Below are 14,422 nucleotides of genomic sequence, written 5' to 3'. Positions count from 1 at the left end.
TTCCCTCAGGGTGCCCCTCACGGACGTCAACCGGAGCGGAGAAGCAACGCGGCCCCGTCGACGCTGCGCCTCGCCGCACCAACGCCACCCGCCGCGCCACTGAGAAACCCCAATGTGGCACTGGGGCTCGGCCGGAGCGCGTTTCGGCGACAGGACCACCGCGGGCCAGGGCGAAGCGAGCCGGGCAAGTCGCGTCCGGGAGAAGTCGGTGGCGGCCAGGTCGTGAGCGGCGACGCCGGTTCTAACCGGCACAAACACCCACGAGCACCTCACACCGCCGAAGCGGGCGGCTTGCCCTTGGCCGCCCGGGCGGACAGCGCGTTCGCCACGAAAGTCAGCTCGCCGTCGAACTCCGCCGGGCGGTCGTCGCCGGTGTGGCGGGCCGTCGCGTGCCGGTGGGTGATCGCGCGGGCCAGCAGGCCGGACGCGTTGTCGATGTCCGCTCCGGGGAGCCGTCCGCCGGTGGCGGCCACGATCACCGACCGCATCAGGCGGACCAGTTGCTGGAATCGTTCGGACAGCGCGTCGCGGACCACGTGATGGGTGTCGGCCTCGCGCCACAGCAGGTGCGACAGCCCCAGCGAACCGGTGAACCGGCGGTCGAGTTCGCCGACCAGCCTGCGCAGCGAACCCGCCAGGTCGCCCGGAACGACGACCGCGGCGGGTTCGATGCGTTCGTCCGGCAGCCGGTCGACCAAAGCGGCCAGCAGGTCGGACTTGCGGCGGAAGTAATAGTGGACCAGGCCCTTCGGGACCCCGGCGCGCTCCGCGATGCGGGACGTCGGGGTCGCTTCGAAGCCGGACTCGGCGAACAGTTCCTCCGCCGCGCACAGGATCCGTTCCTTCGCCGAGTCGTCGGTCATGTCACCTTCCTCGTCAGGGCTTCATTGCCCCGTCAGTGCTGGCCCGCCATCCGGTGGGCGGCGTTGGCCTCCGGCATCGCGGCCGCGCCGGCGATGATCGTCAGCGCACCGCCGACCCAGGACGTCCACGACGCCCCGTTGAATTGCGTATACCCCATCACCCACGGCGCGATGAACAGCAACGCGCCGAGGACGATCTGCACGCCCTCGCCGTAAACCATGCTCGGCGACGCGAGCGACACCAAGCCGTCGATCGCGATCAGCGCACCGAGGACCACCATCGTCCACACCATCGTGGTGTTCGTGCTCAGCCAAAGGGGTGAAAGAGCGGCGACAACACCAATCACGACCTCGGCCCAGTCATAGGGCCGCGTCCAGGCGCGCGTCGAGACTTCACTCATTCGTGCTCACCTCCGCCGGAAAAGAGCCGTTCAGGGAGATTTCCCACTGCCGACTATGCTCCTTGACTGGCCAGCCGGTCAAGATTCGTGCGTCACACTTCGACTCGTGTACGGGGTGTCTGTCTCGTACAGTGAGGCCCCCGGTTACCGACGAGTAATTTCGTCCAGTCGCGCCGCGACCGACCCCTGGAGGTTCCCGATGACGCACCTCGACGAGATCCAGCAGGCGATCCTCGACGGCCGCCTCGACGCGATCGCCGAGCTGCCCGTGCCCGAGAGCTACCGGGGCGTCACCGTGCACGCCGACGAGGTCGACATGTTCGAAGGCCTCGAAAGCCGCGACAAGGACCCGCGCCGCTCGCTGCACGTGGACGAGGTCCCGACGCCTGAGCTCGGGCCCGGCGAGGCGCTGGTCGCGGTGATGGCCAGCGCGATCAACTACAACACCGTCTGGACGTCGATCTTCGAGCCGATCCCGACGTTCAAGTTCCTGCGCAAGTACGGGAAGCTCTCGCCGCTGGCCAAGCGGCACGACCTGCCGTACCACGTGGTCGGCTCGGACCTGTCCGGCGTCGTGCTGCGCACCGGCGCGGGCGTGCACAACTGGAAGCCCGGCGACGAGGTCGTCGCGCACTGCCTGAACGTCGAGCTGGAAGGCCCGGACGGGCACAACGACACGATGCTCGACACCGAGCAGCGGATCTGGGGCTTCGAGACGAACTTCGGCGGGCTCGCCGAGGTCGCGCTGGTCAAGGCGAACCAGCTGATGCCGAAGCCGGCGCACCTGACCTGGGAGGAATCCGCCTCCCCCGGGCTGGTGAACTCGACCGCGTACCGGCAGCTGGTGTCGCGCAACGGCGCGGACATGAAGCAGGGCGACGTCGTGCTGATCTGGGGCGCGTCCGGCGGCCTCGGTTCGTACGCGACGCAGTACGCGCTCAACGGCGGCGCGATCCCGGTGTGCGTCGTGTCCAGCCCGGAAAAAGCGGAGATCTGCCGGAAGCTGGGCGCGGAGCTGATCATCGACCGCACCGCCGAGGGCTACCAGTTCTGGAAGAACGAGAACGAGCAGAACCCGAAGGAGTGGCAGCGGTTCGGCGCGAAGATCCGCGAGCTGACCGGCGGCGAGGACCCGGACATCGTGTTCGAGCACCCGGGCCGCGAGACCTTCGGCGCTTCCGTCTACGCCGCGCGCAAGGGCGGCACCATCGTCACCTGCGCGTCCACGTCGGGCTACATGCACCAGTACGACAACCGGTACCTGTGGATGAACCTGAAGCGGATCATCGGGTCGCACTTCGCGAACTACCGCGAATCGTGGGAAGCCAACCGGCTGATCGCGAAGGGCCTCATCCACCCGACGCTGTCGAAGACGTACTCGCTCGAAGAAACCGGCCAGGCCGCCCTTGACGTGCACCGCAACGCGCACCAGGGCAAGGTCGGCGTACTCGCGCTCGCCCCGGAAGAAGGACTCGGCGTGCGCGACGAGGAGCTGCGCGCGAAGCACCTCGACGGCATCAACGCCTTCCGCGGCGCGTGAGGGCAGACCACCTGCCTCTTCGGTCCGGCCGCTCGCCGCACGAGCGGCCGGACCCCGTGGGTGCTCACCCGTCCGTGACCGCGGAGCGACTACGGTGGTGTCATGAGTCTTGGCGATGAACGCGAACTCGTGCCGCTGGGAGCCGGCTTCGACGTAGCGAAGCGGGGGTACAGCCGGGCCCAGGTCGACGAGCACCTGGAACGGCTCGACGGCGACCTGAAGATGCTCACCGCCGACCGCGACGCCGCCATCGCCCAAGCCGGCGACCTGGCCCGGCAGCTTGAGGTCGCGCGCGGCGAGATCGCCGATCTGCGCGGTCAGGTCGACCGGCTCGCGCAGCCGCCGACGAGCGTCGAGGGCCTGTCCGAACGCCTCCAGCGGATGCTGCGGCTGGCGCAGGACGAGGCCGCGGACACGCGTGCCCGCGCCGAGGCCGAGGCGGGCCACATCCGGGCCAAGGCGGAGACCGACGCCAGCGCCATGCGCGCCCGGTACGAGCAGCTGCTCACCGAACTCGACCTGCGCCGCAAGGAAATGGAAGCCGAGCACCGCAAGGTGCTCGAGGACGCGCGCGCCGAGGCCAAGCGGATCACCGACGAGGCCGAGGCCGAGCGCAAGAAGCTCGACGCGGAGTCCGAGGCCCGCCGCACGCAGGTCGAGGAAGACTTCGAGATCGCGATGGCGACCCGGCGCGCCGAGGCGATGCGCGTGCTGGCCGAGCAGGAGGCGGCCAGCAAGGCCGAAGCCGAGCGCCGGGTCCGCGAGGCCGCCGAGGACGCGGCCGCGATCCGGGCGAAGGTGCTGGAGGAGGAGACCGCCGCCAAGGCCGACATCGACCGTCGCCAGCGCGAATCGGTCGCCGACGCGAACAAGCGCCGCCAGGACTCGATCACCGAGGCCAACGCGCGGCTCGCGGAAGCGGCCGACGAGGCCCGCCGCCGCGTCCGCACCGCCACCGACGAGTCCAACCGCCGGATCACCCAGGCCAACGAGCGGGTCGAGGCCCTGCGCGCGGTCCGGGCGAGCCTGGCCGAGCAGGTCCGGTCGGCGCGCACCGTGCTGGCCGAGGCGCAGCACGTGCTCGGCGAGATGGACGGCGAGGTGCCCGCGGACATCAAGGCCGCCGCCGAGACGGCCAACGGCTCCGGGCCGAAGTCCGCGAACGGATCCCCGGCTGGCGGCGCGAAGGCGAGCAGCGCCCAGCCGAGCGGCAACGCGGGTGCGCAGAACAGCAAGCCCAGCACTCCGGCCGGGCAGAAATCCGCTGGTCAGGGCAGCAAGAACGCCCCGGCGAACAGCGGAAAGCCCGCGGCGAGCGGCGACGTCGAGCAGACCGTCCGGCTGCGCACGTCCGACGTGCCCAAGCCGCAGCCGCAACCGCGCCCGGCGGGAAAACCGACTGGCGAGTAACCTTCCCCCGCGAAGGGGCCGCGCCGCCCCGCTGACCGATTCGCCGGGAGGTTGTGGATGGCTGTCTATCGGACTGTGGTGGTGGGCACGGACGGGTCCGACTCGTCCTTCGCCGCGGTGGACAAGGCCGCCGGGGTGGCTGCCGACGCGGGGGCGACGCTGGTCGTCGTCTGCGCGTACCACCCGGCCAGCCGCCAGGACGTGGAACGCGCGCAGGACGAGCTGGGCGACGAGGCCTATCAGGTAGTCGGGTCCGCGCCCGCTGAGGACACGCTGCAGTCCGCACGGGACCGCGCGGCGAAGGCCGGCGCCGCGAACATCGAAACGGTCGCGCTGGAGGGTCAGCCGGTCGACATGCTGCGCAAGGTCGTGAAGGACCGCGAGGCCGACCTTCTGGTGGTCGGCAACCGCGGCCTCAACACCCTGACCGGGCGGATCCTGGGCTCGGTGCCGTCGGAGGTGGCCCGGAAGTCGGGCGTCGACGTGCTGATCGTGCACACCACCTGAGGCCGTGGCCGATCCTTCCCGGGACCTGCAGCAGCGGCTGGAACGCGCGCTGCTGGGCGGCCCTCGCCGCTACACCCGGCTCGAAGTAGCGAAACGGGCCGAAGTACCCGAAGAACGCTCGCGGCGGCTGTGGCGGGCGCTGGGTTTCGCCACCGTCGAAGACGACGAGGTGGTGTTCACCGACGCCGACGTCGAAGCCATGCGCATCGCCGACGGCCTGGTGAGTTCCGGCCTGGTCGCGCCCGGCATGGAAGTCGCGGTGACCCGTGCCCTCGGCCAGCATCTGTCCCGGCTGGCCGAGTGGCAGGTCCACATGCTGTGGTCGCTGATCACCGAGAACCCGGAACTGGCCCGCAGCGACCGGCAGGTCACCCGCCTGGTGGAACGCCTGCTCCCCGAACTGGAGCAAGTGCAGAATTACGTCTGGCGCCGCCACCTGGCCGCGTTCGCCGGCCGCGCCTTCGCCAGCCCCGACGAGGACCTGGAAACGCGCGCCCTGGTAGTCGGCTTCGTCGACATGGTCGGCTACACGCGCTTCACGAGAGAAGCCGACGAGGAAGAGTTGACCCAGGTCCTGGACGGCTTCGAATCCCTGGCCACCGAAGTCATCGCGGAACACCACGGCCGGGTCGTGAAAATGATCGGCGACGAAGTCCTGTTCGTCACCGACACCCCCGCCGACGGCGCGGAAATCGCCCTGACGCTAGCCGAACGCACCGGCGAAGACGGCGGCCTCCCCGCAGTCCGAGCCGGAATGGCCTCGGGCCGAGTCCTGTCCCGCTTCGGCGACGTCTACGGCTCCGTAGTGAACCTGGCCGCGCGACTCACGTCAGCCGCAAGGCCAGGAACCGTACTGGTCGACCGAGAACTGGCCGGGGAACTGGAACCCTTGCCACAGTTCGATCTCCGCACCCGCCGCCCCATCGCAGTCCGCGGCTACAACCGCCTACGCCCGTCTGCCCTACGGCGAGCGAAAGACAAACCCACCGGCCGCTTCGCGTCGTCCCAGCAACTGGCCGCGGAAATGCTAGGCCTAGGCGACCAGCCGACGCCCGAACCCCCGGAGTCAGACGACTTCCCCACCCCCGCTGCTCCCCGCAAACGCCGCCGACGCCGCTGACCCCGTACGTGAGGGCCACCCTCATTGACTCTGATTCCCTCAGGGTTCCCCTCACGACCCGCCACTCGGTCGTGAGGGGCCCTTCACGGACCACCGCCGCGCCGCCGCTGGGGTGCCGCCCCCAATGCGGCATTGGGTGCGTCAGATGCACCCAATGTGGCGTTCGGTGCGTGAGATGCACCCAATGCCACATTGGTGCGCTAACCCCCACCCAAACCGCAGCCAGCCCACTCAACGCATCGAGGGCCCCAGCCGCACCGGTGCACCCAGCTATCGAGGCATCCAGCCCTCCCCCAACCCCGATACGAAGCCGCCCTGCGGTTCGGGGGTGCTTGTCAAGGCATCTTTCCCGCCTTGACAAGCACCCCCGAACCGTCAGCACAATCAACCTTCGGGGTGCCCCACGCAACCACCCCGCCTACGAACCTCAAGCATCAAAATCAACAGTAACCCGCTCAGAAACCGGATGAGACTGACAAGTCAGCACAAACCCAGCCTCCACCTCAGCCTTCTCCAACGCGAAATTCCGCCGCATGTCCACCGCCCCCTCGGTCACCCGAGCCCGGCAGGTCCCGCAAACCCCGCCCTTGCAAGCAAACGGCAAATCCGGCCGAAACCGCTGCGCCCCGTCCAGCACCGACGATTCCCGGGGCAGATTCATCGTCGTGGACCGACCGTCCAGCACCAACGTCACCTCGGACGAAGCCCCGGCAACAGCAGGGTCGACATGCTTGACCGGCTCCGGCGGCACATCGTCCACATAGAACAGTTCCTGATGAATCCGCTCCTCAGGAACACCCAGCGAACCAAGAAGATCCTGCGCCGAGGTCACCATCCCGAACGGCCCGCACAGCCAGAAATGGTCCACATCCTCAACCGGCACAATCGATTCGAACAGCGCACGCAGCTTGTCCGCATCCAGCCGCCCGGTGAACAACTCCGCCTCACGCGGCTCCCGGGACAACACATGCACAAGTTCCAGCCGGGCCGGGTACCGATCCTTCAAATCAGCCAGATCGTCCGCGAACATCACCGTGTCAGTACGCCGGTTCCCATACAGCACAGTCACCGAAGCATCCGGCGTAGCCAGCAACGAGGCCGCAATCGACAACACCGGCGTAATCCCGGACCCGGCAGCGATCAGCACATGATGCCCGCCAGCAGCGAGATCCGGCGTGAACGACCCAGTCGGCGCGGAGACCTCGACCGTATCCCCGGCACGAACCTCATTGACCAGCCACGACGAGAACACCCCGTCCGGCACCAACCGCACCCCGACCCGAGGCCGCTCCCCCGCCGGAGCGCAAATCGAATACGACCGCCGCTCGTCCCGCCCGTCGACAAGACGCCGCAAGGTCAGCGACTGCCCAGGCGCGAACGCGTAGACCGAAGCCAACTCCTCCGGCACGTCGAACGTCACGGCCACGGCATCGTCACAAAGCCGTTCGACCTCAGCCACCCGCAACGGATGGAACCCGGCACGGCGGGAAACGGTGGCAGTCACTCAAATCTCCTTGACGTGTTCGAACGGCTCCCAGCAAGACCGGCACCGCCGCAACGCTTTGCACGCAGTCGCGCTGAACCGGGACTGCTCCTCCGTGTCCATCGACCCGCAATGCGGACAAGCCACCCGCCGCACCGAAGGCCCCAACGTCAACGGAATCGGCCCGGCAGCCCGCCGCGGCGCGGACCCCGGCGGCGCGATCCCGGCCTCCGCCAGCTTCCGCCGCCCGTCCGCGCTGATCCAATCCGACGTCCAAGCCGGTTCCAGCACCGTACGGATCTCAACCGAGGTGTACCCGGCACCCCGCAACGCGTGCTCCAGGTCGTCCCGCATCGTGTCCATCGCCGGACAACCGGTGTACGTCGGCGTAATAGACACCGTCACCCGACCGTCCTCTTCGGACACTTCGCGCAGCACACCGAGATCCGCGAGCGTCAGCATCGGCAGCTCCGGATCGGTGACCGTCGAAGCCACCGCGACCGCGGTCACCACGACGCTCCCGGCATCGCCCGAGCCACACTTTGCAGCTCGGCCAGCAGGAACCCCATCTGCTCGGTATGCACGCCGTCGCGCCCCATCCGCCCGGAAACCCCGGCGATAGCGCCGATCTCCGGCCGTTCCAACGTAGCCGCCGCCAACGCCTGATCCAGCACAGCGTCGAACTCCGGCCGCAGCGAAGCCGCGTCGACCATCTCGGACGGATGCGTCGAGAACAGCTCCTCGACATACGGCCACACCGCGGCCAGCCCCTCGGCCATCCGCTCGTGCGACAACGGCGTCCCGTCACCCAGCCGCACCAGCCACTGCGCGGCGTAATCCCGGTGATAGGCCAATTCCTTCACGCCCTTGGCCGCGATCGCCGCCAGCACCGGGTCCACACTGGACTCCAGCCGCTGGAACAACGCGAGCCGCCAAGTCGAGAACACGAACAGCTGCGCGATCAGGTGCCCGAAGTGCCCGCCGCCCAGCTCGGCCAGCCGGACGTTCCGGAACTCGTTCTCCGCGCGCAAGAACGCGAACGTGTCCTCGGACCGGTCCGTGCCGTCCGCCTTGCCGGAACGAGCCAGCAACAACCGCGCCTGGCCGAGCAGGTCGAGGCCGATGTTCGCGATCGCGACCTCGTCCTCCAGCTCCGGCGCGCTCGCGACCCACTCCTGCAACCGGTGCGAGAAGATCAACGCGTCGTCGCCCAGCATCAGGCAATAGGCGGCGAGCTGCGCACCGTCCACTCCGGACGGAACGGAGGTGTCCACTCCGGACAAAGGATCGGCGAACCCAGTGCCGAAGGCCCACCGGGCGTCGTTGTCTTCGGTGATCGCTTCGTAGACGTTGTCGAAAGACATCCCAGACCTCACATGTGGGGAACGTTGTCGGGAATGTCGTAGAACGTCGGGTGCCGGTACACCTTGTCCCCGCTGGGCGCGAAGAACGGGTCCTTCTCGTCCGGCGACGACGCGGTGATGTCCGAGGCGCGAACGACCCAGATGGACACTCCCTCGTTGCGGCGCGTGTAGAGATCGCGCGCGTGGTGCAGCGCCATCTCGTCGTCCGCCGCGTGCAGCGAACCCACGTGGACGTGGTTCAGTCCCCGCTTCCCGCGGACGAAAACCTCGTACAGCGGCCAGTCGTGCTTCATGCCGAAACCTCTTTCTTGGCCGCGTGCGCCGCCGCGGCCTCCCGAACCCAGGCGCCTTCGTCGTGTGCGCGCTTGCGGTGCGCGATCCGGTCCGCGTTGCACGGGCCGTTGCCCTTGAGCACGTTCTTGAACTCGTCCCAGTCGACCGCTCCGAAGTCGTAGTGCTCCCGGTCGGCGTTCCACTTGAGCTCCGGGTCCGGGAACGTCACGCCGAGCGCTTCGGCCTGCGGCACGGACATGTCGACAAACCGCTGCCGCAGCTCGTCGTTGGTGTGCCGCTTGATCTTCCACGCCATCGACTGCGCGGTGTTCGGCGAATCCGCGTCCGGCGGGCCGAACATCATCAGCGACGGCCACCACCAGCGGTTCACCGCCTCCTGCACCATGTCCCGCTGCTGCTGGGTGCCCTTCATCATGGTCATCAGCAGCTCGTAGCCCTGCCGCTGGTGGAAGGACTCCTCCTTGCAGATCCGGATCATCGCCCGCGCGTAGGGCCCGTACGACGACCGGCACAGCGGCACCTGGTTGCAGATCGCCGCGCCGTCCACCAGCCAGCCGATCACGCCGACGTCGGCGAAGGTCAGCGTCGGGTAGTTGAAGATCGACGAGTACTTCTGCCTGCCGGTGATGAGCTTGTCGGTGAGGTCCGCGCGGTCCGCGCCGAGCGTCGCCGCCGCGGAGTACAAGTACAGCCCGTGGCCCGCTTCGTCCTGCACCTTCGCGAGCAGGATCGCCTTGCGCCGCAACGAAGGCGCGCGGGTGATCCAGTTGCCCTCCGGCTGCATGCCGATGATCTCCGAGTGCGCGTGCTGCGCGATCTGGCGGATCATCGTCTTGCGGTAGCCCTCGGGGATCCAGTCGCGCGGTTCGATGCGCTGGTCCCGTTCGATGGCGTGCTCGAACAGGGCTTCCAATTCCGGCTCTGCCACAGCGGTCACGGCTGCTCCTTCGAGACGAGGGTGAGCACGTCGTACTTCGCGACCGAGTCGCCGTCCTGGTTGGTGACGTCGGCGTCCCAGCGGACTTCGCCGTACTCCTGGTCGATCCGCGGCGTAATCTGCTTGGCCGTCAGGGTGACCGTCAGCGCGTCCCCCTCCTTGACCGGCGTGAGGAAGCGCAGGTTCTCCAGGCCGTAGTTGGCCAGCACCGGACCGGGTTCGGGCGAGACGAACAGGCCCGCCGCGAACGACACGACCAGGTAGCCGTGCGCCACGATGCCGCCGAACAGCGGGTTCGCCGCGGCCGCAGCCTCGTCGGTGTGCGCGTAGAAGGTGTCGCCGGTGAACTCGGCGAAGTGGTCGATGTCGGCGCGGGTGACGGTGCGCGGACCGGCCACCACGGTGTCGCCGATGCTCAGCTCCGCCAGCGACTTGCGGAACGGGTGCTCGCCTTCGACACGCGAACCGCCCTCGACCCACCGGCCGGTGACGGCACCGAGCACCCTCGGGCTGGCCTGCACGGCCGTGCGCTGCATGTGGTGCAGCACGCCGCGGATGCCGCCCATCTCCTCGCCGCCGCCCGCGCGGCCGGGGCCGCCGTGCACCAGCTGCGGCATCGGCGAACCGTGCCCGGTGGATTCCTTCGCGTCTTCGCTGTCGAGCACGAGCAGCCGGCCGTGATACGGCGCGACGCCCAGCACGATGTCGCGGGCGAACACCGGGTCGCCGGTCACGACGGACCCGGCCAGGCTGCCGCCGCCGCGTGCCGCGAACTCGATGACCTGCTTGACCGACGTGTACGGCATCAGCGTGGACACCGGGCCGAACGCCTCGACCTCGTGCGGCTCGGCGCGCTCCGGGTCGGCCTTGAGCAGGATCGGCGAGATGAACGCGCCGGTCGCCTCGTCGCCGTCCACGACGTCGACGTGCTCCGGGTCGCCGAAGACGATGCTGCCCGCGTCGAGCAGGGCCTTCAGCGAACGACGTACTTCTTCACGCTGCTCCAGACTGGCCAGCGCACCCATCCGGACGCCCTCGGCGTTCGGGTTGCCGACAGTCACCTTGGCGAGCCGAGCGCTGACCGCTTCGGCGACGTCGTCCAGCATCTCGGCCGGAACGAACGCGCGGCGGATCGCGGTGCACTTCTGGCCCGCCTTCACCGTCATCTCGGTGGTCAGCTGCTTGACGAACAGATCGAACTCCGGCGTCGACGGCCGGGCGTCCGGGGCGAGGATCGAGCAGTTCAGCGAGTCGGCCTCGGCGTTGAACCGCACCGAATTCCGCACGATCGCCGGGTGCGCGCGCAGCTTCTGCGCGGTGGACGCGGAACCGGTGAACGACACCAGGTCCTGCGCGGTGACGTGGTCGAGCAGGTCGCCGACGCTGCCCGCGACGAACTGCACCGTGCCCTCGGGCAGGATGCCGGACTCGACGATCAGCTCCACGAGCCGCGCGGTCAGGTACGCGGTCTGGCTGGCCGGTTTGATCAGGCTCGGCACGCCGGCGAGGAACGCGGGCGCGAACTTCTCCAGCGGACCCCACACCGGGAAGTTGAAGGCGTTGATCTGGATCGCGACGCCCTGCAGCGGGGTCGCGATGTGCTGCGCGACGAACGTGCCGCCGCGGCTCAGCGGCTCGACCGCGCCCTCGACGTACACGGTGTCGTTCGGCAGCTCGCGCTTGCCCTTCGAGCCGTAGCTGAACAGGACGCCGATGCCGCCGTCGATGTCGAACTTCGAGTCGCCGAGCGTCGCACCCGTGCGCGCTGACAGCGCGTACAGCTCTTCGCGGTGCTCGCGCAGGTGCGAAGCGAGCGACTTCAGCAGCGCGGCCCGCTGATGGAACGTCAGCTTCCGCAGCGCCGGACCGCCGACTTTGCGGCCGTACTCGAGCGCCGCGGCGAAGTCGATCCCTTCCGACGAAATCCGGGCCACTTCCTCCCCGGTCGCCGCGTCGTGCAGCGGGGCGCCCTCGCCTGGCGCCGTGTGCCATCCCCCGGAGACGTAGCTGCGGAGCAGAACCATGCCGACCCTCTCGCCGAATTACCAACCGGACGTTCAGTAATTCGCAGGATAGCCGTTCTCCCGGCTGATCGGAACCCCCGCATTGCTTGACACCGCCGGAGTCGCGGCCTTTACTGGGCTCCAGCCGGGATTACCGGCCATTCGGTCAGTAAGTCACCGTCCCGGAGGGCTAGCTCGTGACCCGCAACGCCGCGCACGCCATGTTCGACACCGACGAGGCGTCCCGCTCTCTCGGCATCGAACTCGTCGAGGCCGCCGACGGCAGGGCGGTGGCCACGATGAAGGTCACCGAGACGATGGTCAACGGGCACGACATCGCCCACGGCGGTTACGTGTTCCTGCTCGCCGACACCGCTTTCGCCCTGGCCTGCAACACGCACGGGCCGGTCACCGTCGCCTCGGGCGCGGAGATCTCGTTCGTCGCCGCCGGAAAACTGGGCGACCACCTCGTCGCGACGGCCGCCGAGCGCACCCGCTACGGCCGCAACGGCATCTACGACGTCACGGTGCACCGGGAGACCCCCGGCGGGCCCGAAGTCGTCGCCGAATTCCGCGGCCGCAGCCGCGTCATCGAGAAGACCCGGGAAGCACAGTGACCCCCACCCTCGCCGAAAACGTCAGCGCCGACGAGCTGGCCGCACTCCAGCTTGAACGGCTGCAGTGGACCCTGCGGCACGCGTACGAGAACGTCCCGCTGTACCGCAAGAAGTTCGACGACGCCGGTGTGCACCCCGACGACTGCCGCGAACTGGGCGACCTGGCGAAGTTCCCCTTCACCACCAAGGCCGACCTGCGCGAGAGCTACCCGTTCGGGATGTTCGCCGTGCCGCAGGACCAGATCCGCCGGCTGCACGCGTCGAGCGGCACCACCGGGAAGCCGACCGTCGTCGGCTACACCGAGAAGGACCTGGACACGTGGGCCACCGTGATGGCGCGCTCGATCCACGCCGCGGGCGGACGGCCCGGGCACAAGGTGCACGTCGCGTACGGCTACGGCCTGTTCACCGGCGGGCTCGGCGCGCACTACGGCGCGGAAAAGCTCGGCTGCACGGTGATCCCGGCGTCCGGCGGCATGACCGCCCGGCAGGTCCAGCTGATCACGGACTTCAAGCCGGAAATCATCATGATCACGCCGTCGTACATGCTGACGCTGCTCGACGAGTTCGAGCGCCAGGGCGTGGATCCGCGGGCCAGTTCGCTGAAGGTGGGCATTTTCGGCGCGGAGCCGTGGACCGAGCAGATGCGGTCCGAGATCGAGGAACGGTTCGCGCTGGACGCGGTCGACATCTACGGCCTGTCCGAGGTGATGGGCCCCGGCGTCGCGCAGGAATGCGCGGAAACCAAGGACGGCCTGCACATCTGGGAGGACCACTTCTTCCCCGAGGTGATCGACCCGTTCACCGATCAGGTGCTGCCCGAGGGCGAACGCGGCGAACTGCTGTTCACGTCGCTGACCAAGCAGGCGCTGCCGATCATCCGCTACCGCACCCGTGACCTGACCCGCCTGCTGCCCGGCACCGCGCGTCCCGCGTTCCGCCGGATGGAGAAGGTGACCGGACGCAGCGACGACCTGATCATTTTGCGCGGGGTCAACGTTTTCCCGACGCAGATCGAGGAAATCGTGCTGCGCACCGAGGGATTGAGCCCGCACTTCCAGCTGGTCCGCTCGACGCGAGGCCGCCTGGACCACCTGACGGTGCGGGTCGAAGCCCGCGCCGAGACGACCGCCGAAGCCCGGAACGCTGCCGCCGCGCTGGTGGCCGCCGGGGTGAAGGACGGCGTCGGCGTGAGCGTTTCGGTGGAAGTCGTGGACCCGGACACCCTCGAGCGCTCGCTCGGTAAAATGCGCCGCGTGCTGGACGAACGCTCGTGACCGCCCCCGCCCGCCGCGGCCGGCCTGGCTACGACCTGGAGTCGCTGCTCCAGGTCGCGGTCAAGCTTTTCAACGACCGCGGCTACGACGGGACCAGCATGGAGGACCTGTCGCGCAAGCTCGGCATCACGAAATCCGCGATCTATCACCACGTGCCGAGCAAGGAAGAACTGCTGCGGCTGGCGGTGGGCCGGGCCTTGGACGGACTGTTCGAGGTCGCGGAATCGACGGAAGCTCTCGACGGACGGGCGATCGACCGTCTGGAACACCTGGTGCGCGGAAGCGTGCTGGTGCTGGCGGACCGGCTGCCGTTCGTGACGCTGCTGCTTCGGGTGCGGGGCAATACGAAGGCCGAGCGAGCGGCGTTGGCGCGGCGGCGCGAGTTCGATCATCTGGTGACGGATCTGGTCAAGCAGGCCGAGGCGGAGGGGGATGTCCGCCCGGATATCGACCCGGCGATCGCGGCGCGGTTGTTGTTCGGCACGGTGAACTCGCTGATCGAGTGGTACCGGCCGCGGCGGGGGTCGTCTCCGGAGGAACTGGCGGACGCGGTGTGCAAGATGGCGTTCGACGGGTTGCGTGCTTGATCCCCTCTGTCGGCGGGCG

At 68.8% G+C, this 14,422-nt stretch carries 15 protein-coding genes; 7 read left to right on the top strand and 8 right to left on the bottom strand.

Features of this window, described 5'->3' with window-relative positions; genetic code table 11:
- Positions 1–269 precede the first annotated feature (269 nt).
- Together WA670_RS16685 and WA670_RS16680 are read right to left on the bottom strand one after the other, a co-directional pair.
- A complete protein-coding gene (locus tag WA670_RS16685; RefSeq protein WP_037811911.1) occupies positions 270–863 on the bottom strand; it encodes a TetR/AcrR family transcriptional regulator in 594 nt (197 codons plus the stop codon).
- A gap of 32 nt (positions 864–895) precedes the next feature.
- Positions 896–1,264 (bottom strand): SPW repeat domain-containing protein, encoded by a 369-nt coding sequence (locus WA670_RS16680; protein ID WP_051173160.1) that lies wholly within the window; start codon positions 1,262–1,264, stop codon positions 896–898.
- A 199-nt stretch (positions 1,265–1,463) separates the two neighbouring features.
- Between WA670_RS16680 and ccrA the strand changes: the two genes are divergently transcribed.
- The 4 genes from ccrA to WA670_RS16660 all read left to right on the top strand — a co-directional run bounded on the left by ccrA (position 1,464) and on the right by WA670_RS16660 (position 5,841).
- Positions 1,464–2,804: a crotonyl-CoA carboxylase/reductase gene (ccrA, locus tag WA670_RS16675; protein WP_336158239.1), complete on the top strand. Its 1,341-nt coding sequence runs from the start codon at positions 1,464–1,466 to the stop codon at positions 2,802–2,804.
- 129 nt (positions 2,805–2,933) lie between these two features.
- Positions 2,934–4,214 carry a chromosome segregation protein gene (locus WA670_RS16670; RefSeq protein WP_442893104.1) on the top strand — a complete coding sequence of 427 codons (1,281 nt, stop codon included), beginning with the start codon at positions 2,934–2,936 and terminating at the stop codon, positions 4,212–4,214.
- A 57-nt stretch (positions 4,215–4,271) separates the two neighbouring features.
- Positions 4,272–4,721 (top strand): universal stress protein, encoded by a 450-nt coding sequence (locus tag WA670_RS16665; RefSeq protein ID WP_037811913.1) that lies wholly within the window; start codon positions 4,272–4,274, stop codon positions 4,719–4,721.
- Between the two features lie 4 nt (positions 4,722–4,725).
- Positions 4,726–5,841 (top strand): adenylate/guanylate cyclase domain-containing protein, encoded by a 1,116-nt coding sequence (locus WA670_RS16660; protein ID WP_336158237.1) that lies wholly within the window; start codon positions 4,726–4,728, stop codon positions 5,839–5,841.
- Positions 5,842–6,268: 427 nt separating this feature from the next.
- Here WA670_RS16660 and paaE read toward each other — a convergent pair whose 3' ends face one another.
- The 6 genes from paaE to paaZ are packed head-to-tail and all read right to left on the bottom strand — an operon-like array spanning position 6,269 to position 11,943.
- On the bottom strand, positions 6,269–7,345 hold the full coding sequence (gene paaE, locus WA670_RS16655; RefSeq protein WP_134727790.1) for a 1,2-phenylacetyl-CoA epoxidase subunit PaaE: 1,077 nt from the start codon (positions 7,343–7,345) through the stop codon (positions 6,269–6,271).
- Complete coding sequence (gene paaD, locus WA670_RS16650; protein ID WP_037811915.1) at positions 7,346–7,837, bottom strand: 1,2-phenylacetyl-CoA epoxidase subunit PaaD; 492 nt, start codon at positions 7,835–7,837, stop codon at positions 7,346–7,348.
- The gene (paaC, locus tag WA670_RS16645) at positions 7,831–8,688 is read right to left on the bottom strand and encodes a 1,2-phenylacetyl-CoA epoxidase subunit PaaC (protein ID WP_336158236.1); all 858 of its coding nucleotides are present in this window, start codon (positions 8,686–8,688) and stop codon (positions 7,831–7,833) included. Before paaC ends, paaD begins: the two co-directional genes overlap by 7 nt.
- Positions 8,689–8,696: 8 nt before the next feature.
- Positions 8,697–8,981, bottom strand: a complete 285-nt coding sequence (gene paaB / locus WA670_RS16640) for a 1,2-phenylacetyl-CoA epoxidase subunit PaaB (RefSeq protein ID WP_009073848.1) — start codon at positions 8,979–8,981, stop codon at positions 8,697–8,699.
- On the bottom strand, positions 8,978–9,919 hold the full coding sequence (gene paaA, locus WA670_RS16635) for a 1,2-phenylacetyl-CoA epoxidase subunit PaaA (protein ID WP_336158235.1): 942 nt from the start codon (positions 9,917–9,919) through the stop codon (positions 8,978–8,980). The genes paaB and paaA overlap by 4 nt, the downstream gene beginning before the upstream one ends.
- Positions 9,916–11,943: a phenylacetic acid degradation bifunctional protein PaaZ gene (paaZ, locus tag WA670_RS16630; RefSeq protein ID WP_336158234.1), complete on the bottom strand. Its 2,028-nt coding sequence runs from the start codon at positions 11,941–11,943 to the stop codon at positions 9,916–9,918. The genes paaA and paaZ overlap by 4 nt, the downstream gene beginning before the upstream one ends.
- A 200-nt stretch (positions 11,944–12,143) precedes the next feature.
- On the opposite strand from paaZ, the gene paaI reads away from it, so the two are divergent.
- The 3 genes from paaI to WA670_RS16615 are packed head-to-tail and all read left to right on the top strand — an operon-like array spanning position 12,144 to position 14,403.
- Positions 12,144–12,539 carry a hydroxyphenylacetyl-CoA thioesterase PaaI gene (gene paaI, locus WA670_RS16625; protein WP_037812143.1) on the top strand — a complete coding sequence of 132 codons (396 nt, stop codon included), beginning with the start codon at positions 12,144–12,146 and terminating at the stop codon, positions 12,537–12,539.
- Entirely contained in the window at positions 12,536–13,816 is a 1,281-nt protein-coding gene (paaK, locus tag WA670_RS16620) for a phenylacetate--CoA ligase PaaK (protein WP_336158233.1), read from the top strand. The genes paaI and paaK overlap by 4 nt, the downstream gene beginning before the upstream one ends.
- A complete protein-coding gene (locus WA670_RS16615) occupies positions 13,813–14,403 on the top strand; it encodes a TetR/AcrR family transcriptional regulator (protein ID WP_037811921.1) in 591 nt (196 codons plus the stop codon). Before paaK ends, WA670_RS16615 begins: the two co-directional genes overlap by 4 nt.
- Positions 14,404–14,422: the final 19 nt, after the last annotated feature.

This window comes from Amycolatopsis sp. VC5-11, from assembly GCF_037034185.1.
Taxonomy (GTDB): Bacteria; Actinomycetota; Actinomycetes; order Mycobacteriales; family Pseudonocardiaceae; genus Amycolatopsis; species Amycolatopsis nivea.
The sequence above is the reverse complement of the archived record's forward strand: the minus strand, read 5'-3'. Positions and strand labels throughout refer to the sequence as shown.